The organism is Candidatus Hydrogenedentota bacterium, from assembly GCA_012523015.1.
Lineage (GTDB): Bacteria > Hydrogenedentota > Hydrogenedentia > Hydrogenedentales > CAITNO01 > JAAYBJ01.
Genome location: JAAYJI010000032.1, coordinates 1 through 8,047, shown reverse-complemented (window position 1 = coordinate 8,047; position 8,047 = coordinate 1). Strand labels below are relative to the sequence as shown.

The 8,047-nt window shown below is 50.0% G+C and carries 5 protein-coding genes; 2 read left to right on the top strand and 3 right to left on the bottom strand.

What is annotated here, in order from left to right:
• Positions 1 to 333 precede the first annotated feature (333 nt).
• Positions 334 to 1,122 carry a hypothetical protein gene (locus GX117_01540; GenBank protein ID NLO32028.1) on the bottom strand — a complete coding sequence of 263 codons (789 nt, stop codon included), beginning with the start codon at positions 1,120 to 1,122 and terminating at the stop codon, positions 334 to 336.
• A gap of 652 nt (positions 1,123 to 1,774) precedes the next feature.
• Here GX117_01540 and GX117_01535 point away from each other — a divergent pair.
• Together GX117_01535 and GX117_01530 are read left to right on the top strand one after the other, a co-directional pair.
• Complete coding sequence (locus GX117_01535) at positions 1,775 to 2,707, top strand: hypothetical protein (protein ID NLO32027.1); 933 nt, start codon at positions 1,775 to 1,777, stop codon at positions 2,705 to 2,707.
• Positions 2,708 to 2,740: 33 nt separating this feature from the next.
• Positions 2,741 to 3,502 carry a hypothetical protein gene (locus GX117_01530; protein ID NLO32026.1) on the top strand — a complete coding sequence of 254 codons (762 nt, stop codon included), beginning with the start codon at positions 2,741 to 2,743 and terminating at the stop codon, positions 3,500 to 3,502.
• Positions 3,503 to 3,615: 113 nt separating this feature from the next.
• On the opposite strand, the gene GX117_01525 is transcribed toward GX117_01530, so the two are convergent.
• Together GX117_01525 and GX117_01520 are read right to left on the bottom strand one after the other, a co-directional pair.
• Positions 3,616 to 4,137, bottom strand: a complete 522-nt coding sequence (locus tag GX117_01525) for a bifunctional nuclease family protein (protein NLO32025.1) — start codon at positions 4,135 to 4,137, stop codon at positions 3,616 to 3,618.
• Between the two features lie 157 nt (positions 4,138 to 4,294).
• Positions 4,295 to 8,047: hypothetical protein (locus tag GX117_01520; GenBank protein NLO32024.1), on the bottom strand; the 3,753-nt coding region annotated here is incomplete at its 5' end.

The following is an 8,047-nucleotide window of genomic DNA, read 5'->3' as shown; positions in this document are numbered from 1 at the left end:
TCATGTCCCCGTCAATACGTGAGCCCGGTTTCGAATATTCGCGCAAGCTGGAGTCCGGCATAGTCGGATAGATCATAGCGCCCTCGATACGCGCTCCCGGCTACGAATAGTGGCGCAGACTGGAGCCCGGCAGCGTGGGATAGACCACGGCATCTTCAGCGTACACCGCGACCGCCAAACTGCACGCCAAGATCAGACAGATACTAACAGCTTGTTTACGGTTCATACTGCCCCCTTTCTTTGTTTGTACAAACAGCCTATAGACCAAAGGTATATTCTTTTTGAATTCCCTTTCTATTACTTCAAGCTTGCGATTCAAGTTTGCAAGAGTCTCTATCGATTCAACAGGGTTAAAGCGCGGTCTGGGCAATTGGTGATAATCGCGTCAGCGCCCAAATTGATAGCAACTTGCATGGTTTCGGGATCATCGATAGTCCACACGGCAATCGTTTTTCCGGAGGCTTTAATGGTTGCCATACGGCCCGCAGTCATCGTGTCATGGCTGATATTCATCCCGTCCAGATCGAAGAGATAAAGCCAACGCAAGACCTGTTCCCATGTGGCAGGATCATCCACCTTGACGCCTGCTAAACCTTCAATACGTATTTCGGGCGCTTCAATTTTAGTGATGGCACAGATGATAGGGGAAAAGGACTGAATGACAACTTCTTTTTCCATATTCCGTTCACGGATCAACGCGATGGTCTTGCGGGTCAACTCAAGGTTGCGCGTTCCGCTGGCTTCAATGGCAGCCATAATCTTTTGTTCATCTGCAGGCGTCACGGCAGGAACACCCGCCATATCGCTGAGTATTTGCTGCATCAACGGGCCGTCATCTTGAATGTTTTTTATTTCCACGTAGACGCCGATTGTATTTTTTGCCAAGTCAAGCGATTCCGCCAAGGTGGGAATCCTTTCGCCGGCGAAGGCAGCTCCCTTCCAAGAACCGGCATCCAAAGCCTTGACAAAGGCAAGGGGATGTTCGCGCACGCCGCTAGCCTCACCGGTCGTACGTTCCAGACTGCTGTCGTGTAAAATCACCACTTCCCCATCACTGGTAAGTTGACAGTCAAGCTCGAACCAGTCGGCGCCCATTTCATGAGCCAATCGGAAAGCTTGCAAGGTATTTTCCGGTGCCGCGGCACTGGCACCACGATGGGCAATGACCGCGATTTGACCATTTGGCGTATCGAGCGGGATGTTTGCTCACCCGCTAACAACAATCAATAAGGCGACGATAGAGATAGTAACGAAACGCATCATAAAAACTCCTTTTATTTCCTACTCTCTTTATAACACCAATGAACAAATCACTGCAACTTCTCACGGCCTTAAAATAAGGACAAGGGTGAGAAGGCAGTAATCAAAACTTTCCAGGATGGGATTGGCGGCAACAATAAACGCTTGAGACAGCTAGTCTGATATACTTATAATTATCCTGAAAGCCCCCTAGCTTGCGCTCATAAAATACGCGGGTCTAAGATCAACGCTTGGAGTTAAAGTCACCGGTCACGAGCGCTTTGCTTGTGGAAGCTCCGTGCAACTTATTTTGGACTACAGGGGTCTAAAAGAAAATTGCACGTGGCTGTGTCAACCCATCACAGAACCCTCCGTTGCTGTATAAAAATGACGAAACATCATAGTGGGGAGGCTTGTACGATTAAATGGATGGACGTCCATAAAGACTTGAAGAGCGCTTCTTTTGTATACTAGGGTTTCGTTCCCTATATAAACCAATAAAGTTATAGCTTTGTTTCAACTATTGGAGAGATGAATGTTTTTTTTAACGAAGTTACGAATTCAATTGCATACCCTATTGTGGGTCTTAACCTGGAAAAAACACAACAATCACTATCCTGTGCCGGTGAAAGATAACCCGAAGTTCATGACGGCATGGCAAGCAATGAAACTGGTAAAAGACGGCGCCGTCATTGGTACATCCGGCCTCGGCGGAAATCAACGCTGCTCTCTTTTATATTGGGCTATGCGCGAACATTTTCAAGCGGAGGGTCATCCCCGCGATTTGACGGTCGTATCTATTGGTGGTCAAGGCGGCCGCGGGAAGGTGCCGGGAACGCTCGAAGAATTGGGCGTGGAAGGGCTGATGACCACCATGGTCACCGGTCATGTTGAAACCTTTAAAGCACAGATGAAACTTGCTGATGCGGGTAAGCTCGAATTGCAATGCCTGCCCCAGGGAACGCTTGCCTTGGTATTGAAGGCACAAGGAGAAGGCAAGGATCATGTCATCAATGAGACCGGCATCGGTACCTTCATGGATCCTCGGACCGGGCGCGGAACGCCGGTGGTGCCTGTAGACGCAAAACAGTATGTAGAGGTCTTGGAAGATGGACGCATGAAATATTCGCTGCCCCTCGTCGACGTCGCCCTGTTCAGCGCTCCCGCAGCGGACCGCAAAGGCAACATATACGCGAAAAACTGCTCCGTCATCTGTGAAAGTTTAGAGCTGGTTCGGGCAGCACGGCGCAACGGCGGCAAGGTCATCGTGAATGTGGGCGTCATGGTGGAAGAAGGGTATGATGAGATCTTTATTCCCGCCGAAGATGTAGACGCCGTGGTGTACTGGCCGGGTACGGAACAAACTGCCACGATCAAACACCGCAAACACTGGGATTGTTTTACACTGGACAGCAAGACCAGCGAGAAAGAAGGTTTGGCACGCCAGAAGGTGATTAATGACTTTTAGAAGATCACGCCTCGCCGCAAGCCCGCTGATGCTGTGTTGGCCCGTTTAGCAACCCGTATCTTTGTTGATTTAGCGCGAAAAGGCGACCATGTGGATATTGGCGTGGGGCTTCCTGAAGAAGTATCACGGCTCTTGCATGAAAGCGGCGCAATGGACGATTTGGTCATGATCAATGAAAGCGGCGTATTCGGCGGTGTTGCGGCACCGGGTATCTTTTTCGGCGCAGCGATCAATCCTGAAGAAATCATCTCTTCTGCGGAAGCTTTTGAACGGATCTACAACCGCTTGGATTGGGCGATTTTGGGAGCGTTACAGATCGATGAGTCGGGCAATGTTAATGTATCCAAGCGCGGCGAAGGCGCTATTAACTATGTGGGGCCCGGCGGATTTATTGACCTCGTGTCCAATGCCAAATACTTAATGTTTTGCAGTGCTTGGGGCGAAGGCGCTCAAATCGAATTGACGGACAAAGAAATGAAGGTCGTCAAGCAAGGTAAACCCAAGTTCGTGAAAGAAGTCAGCGAGATTACCTTTAATGGTCAGGAAGCGTTGAAGGCGGGCAAAACAGTGGTCTATGTGACGCATCTGGGAGCCTTCCGCCTTACCGAGCGCGGCATTGAACTCTTTTATGTTATGCCCGGCGTAGACGTTCAGCGCGATATTTTAGACGCTTGTCCCATGCGCATTGTGCTGCCTGAAGATGGCGCACCGCAAGTCGTTCCGGAATCGGTGATTACGGGTCAAGACTTTCAGCTCTTCTTGAAAGAGGCAGAGGCAGCGCAGGACGAAACTTGACCGCCTGACCTTTTAAAAACATAACATTTTGGGCAGAGGTCGCGCCTGTGATCTCTGCCCATTGTGTATCAAGATTGTGTATCAAGTCTTCTCAGACAAATTCGCCGCGGTGGCTAAAACTCGAAATCATCGTCCCTTTCTTCCTCATCGTCTTCTTCGTCTTCCTCATCCTCCTCCGTATCGTTATCGTCATCGTCCTCTCCGGAAAACATGGGACCCAAAAGATCGACATCATGTCCCGCTTCTTTCATCACCTCTTCACTAATATAAATGGGACAACCAACCCGCAAGGCAATGGCGATGGCATCGCTGGGCCGTGCATCAATACGCAACCCTTGCAGTAAAGCTCCTTCTTCGTCCAGCTGCTCCACGTTCAAATAACCGAAAAAGGTTTGTTCTTCCAGTTTATAAATGGCGACAGATTCCACGCGACCGGAGAGACCTGCCAAAATGTTACACACGAGATCATGGGTCATGGGTCTCGGTGTTTTTTCACCTACCAAAGCAAGCTGAATAGCGCCTGCTTCAGGCGGCCCGATGCTAATAAAGAGGACGCGTTCAGCATGGCGTAACAATACGGCAGGGAATCCACTGTCGCCCAGTCGGGTTATTCCAAGAACTTTTGCTTCAAGCATTTTGTTCAACCTTTCCGCAGTAAATAGTCTGGTGGGTAAGAGCGGGGCAAAACCGATTAGGACGCCTCGTTCTTAACAAATCAACACTATAAAATAAAACAGACCGCGGATACACGCTCAGAAGCGTCCGCGGTCTGTATGATAATGCTTCGTACTCTTAGTTTGTCCGCAGCCTTCTTGACACCCGGTAAACACCCAATAGTAACAAGACTACAATGGCGGGAACAAAATCCTGGATCCATCCTGCAGAGTATTCGTTGGAACGGCCACAGCCCATAAAGCTTCGGACCTTCCCTTCTTCTCTCGGATCCGGTTCATCTGCAATAAATGTAAAGGCGTCTAATTTGCGCCCAATACCGCCGAGCGTTTCAACGGCTACAGAGACTGAGCCTGCGGCGTGGGTCGGCGTAACAACGGAAAGCTCCGTGCTGTTGTGAATATGGATACTGGTTCCGGGCACTCCGTCGAAGGTTACAGCGATGACGTCTGTGAAGCCTTTACCTCGGAGCGTCACGCGGTTGCCGCCGACTGTGATATCTTGATCCGGTGTGACTTCATGAATTTCCGGCACGCCGATAATATGAACCTGTCTGGATGCCACAGGATTACCTTGTAATCCGCTGTTGCTGGTAGGAATAACGGTCACATACCACGATTCATCAGCCCCGGTAACACCGGAAGAAACGGTTAACATATTTGTAAAGTTAGGTACTAACTGACCATTGCGGAACCAATAGACCGTGGACGGGCCTTCGCCGTAAAGGAGCGGCACATCATCGGCATAGGGGTGATAGTATTCGAAGGAAGCGTACAAGGGGGTACCAATGGGAGCAGCGCGATTCACCGCAACGTCTTCCCCGGCTACATCGGTTGAAAGCACCAGGTTTAGGACTTGCGGTTTCACATCATAATTACAGCGGTGCACAATGAGCCGGACATCTTGGAACACACGTTCTCCGTGAAGTTCCGCAACAATACGCACCGTATAGGAGCCGGCATCTTCAAAGCTTGGACGCCATAAAAAGAGCCCGGTTCCGTTTCGAAGATCGGTGAAAGGAACCACACCGGGACCATCCCATTGCGCTACAAGCAAAGGCGTCCCCGTCATGGTCGACGGTAATTCGACATCAACATCAAAGCGTATCTCTTCGCCGAACTGCACAATCTGTGTGCTCAAGGTTTTGATACTCATGCCGCTGAGCTCAGAGTTAAAGCGAGAAAAATCAACCCAGAGCAGGCTTTCATAAATATCGCCATAAAGGGAGGTAAGTTCTTCCGGTACACCCCGCCCATCAGACAAGCCGACAATACCTCCGTCCACATCTGTATTCAGATAGGTTATGCGTATGGTGCCGCTATCGAAGAGTTCGACTTGAGCCGTTATACGCCCCACATTTGAGCCGTAGTTATCGGCCCCGGGCTTAACGGCAACGTTTTCAAAACTTACCACGATCCGGTCATCAAGTTCTTTTGCCCAAATGGCCCCACCGATATGGGGGGCAAGATCAGCAAACAAGAAGGAAATACGCGGCAACGCGAAATGAGCGGCAAGGGTGGGAATATCCAACAAGGTGCCCACTGATTCATTTCCAAAGAGGGACTCTAAATCAAGAAAAATCAACGTACCATTAGAAGATAAATAGACTTCGCTATAGGGCACACCAAAGAAGGGAAATACTTTACCATTCAAGGGAAGCGACGCAACACCGTCATCGGTCATGGGCAGTGTGATGGAACCGCCGCTCCGTTTTATAGGCAAGTTATAGACATTCGGCGTGAAGGTAACTTCATAATCGGTAAAGTCCATTGCCTTCAAATACGCGTCATCATCGGCTAGCGGCGGCGGAGCCATGACCGGTTGGAAAAGAAGCTGTGAATAGGAAAGGTCAAAAGGATTGCTGCCCAGATAAGGATCGGTACCAAAGCTTTCCGTGAGAACGGGAAGCCCTGCACTGCCTACATGCACTTTCGCATACATTTTGTGGGAGAGCAGACTGGGAATGTCGGAGACTAATGTATAATAATAGACATCGCCTTCATTGACATTTTGATCCAGATACGCCGTTTCAGAAGTATCTAAAGGCAGCATTTCACCATCTAGCGGACCGGTGGGGAAGCCAATGACACTACGATACAAACCATATTGGACGGGCAATGTTTCGAGAAAGTCAATGCTGGGCGCCTTCCATTTCAAGCCCACCACCGCTTTTCCCGACGTCGTGAAAATGGGCAGTGCCCTAAAATTCGTAGGCGGTTGTATTGTCGTCAAAATCGTTGTATCAGGAGGCACAATTTCTACTGCCCGTGCTGCTGCCACAATATTGGCTTGCTCTTGGGCGGAAAACCCAAGCATGGTGCCGGCTGCACGCAAAGCGAAAAACAACTCATAATAATCCGCCGTTTTGGAAAGCATGGGCCGTGCCGCATAAAAGAGATCAGCCACCTTGGGTATTCCCATACCGTAGACGGTCTCACCATTAAAGGTGTCGCCATCGGTCAAGAGATAAATCATCTTATTGCCAACACCACAGTTGGAGTGGACACCGCCCAGATCGCCGTAAGCAGACCTGGAATAGGGATCGCGGAGAAAGGGGCTTCCCAGTCTGTCGGGATCACCGAATAGGGTGGGATCTTTCATGGAACGAATGGCACCCATGGGAATGGAGGCATCGGCAGGCCGTACGCGTGCTTCGTTGCTTTGCGACGAGCCCCGATCATCGGACCATAAATCAGGCATGTCTTCCCCAATGAGCCAACGGACAGCGGAAGAATCGTTGCCCCTGCCGTTGGTCAGATCGATAAATTCTCCCCAAGCATCCGAAAACATTTCACTAATGGCTCCGGCATAGGAGTAATAAAAGAGGTCTGTTACGTATTGGGTGACGCCATGGGTAAACTCGTGTGCGACTACATCATCGGCCAAGAGTTGTTCACCAATAACCATGATATTTAATTCGCTATGCCAAAAGGCATTTTCTATGGGATAGTTGATATACACACGGATCGGGCTGCCGAGATTGTCATAGCTGTCACGGCCATGTTGGTTCATATAAAAGTTATAACAGTCGCCGAAATAATCATAGGCGGTATCAATTTGTTCTTTGCCCGCAGCGCCCTCGTTTTCCCTGCGCACACGTTTGGCATTAAGCAGATCGGGATCACCTTTGGTGTCATAAATTTCTCTGTTCCGGGCAGACGGCTGCTCAACATGGCGCAGTAAGAGGGCACCTGTCTGCGCTTGGATCAAAAAAATCATCCCTTGTTCCGTTGCATCATCAGAGCCTAAAACAACTTTCCATGCCAATTGCGGATCGCCGGGCATACCAAAAAGTTCAGGCCCGAAAAGGACAAGGACAGGATCTTCCAAAGGGGCATAAACAGCATCGCCGCCCGCCTCATCATAATAGGCAAGCGCTTTATGAATCGCTTGTTCTTCGTCCAATTGCGGCGTTAACGCCTTGTTGTCCTTTGCGAGGGCTTGCACATTTCTTAAGACCCCCGCATTCACATTCACTACGTTGGATGTACCGTCCAGGTGAACCACTACTTGCGCTCCGTAAATCTCATAGGCTTGACCGGCACCAATCAGATACTGATCGAAGCGTACGAATTGGTGTTCTTCTTGGGGCACAATCCGCTGAAACCGCAACTGCGTCGCTTCTGTATCAATACCGAAGGCGTCGCCGTGGGCGGTAATAAAGTTCAACGCTGTTTGTTCTACAGTTGCGAGCCCTTTATCGGCTGTCCTTGGGCTTCGGAAATAGGCGTATTGGGGGGCGGCGAGAAAACGCACTGTCCCGTCTTTATTCGTATAAAGTACGGGGGAATCCTCCACCTCAACACCTGCCAGACTGCGGATCAATCCATTGACCGCCTCAGAATCGGCCCGGGGCTGTGTACTGTCTGCGAC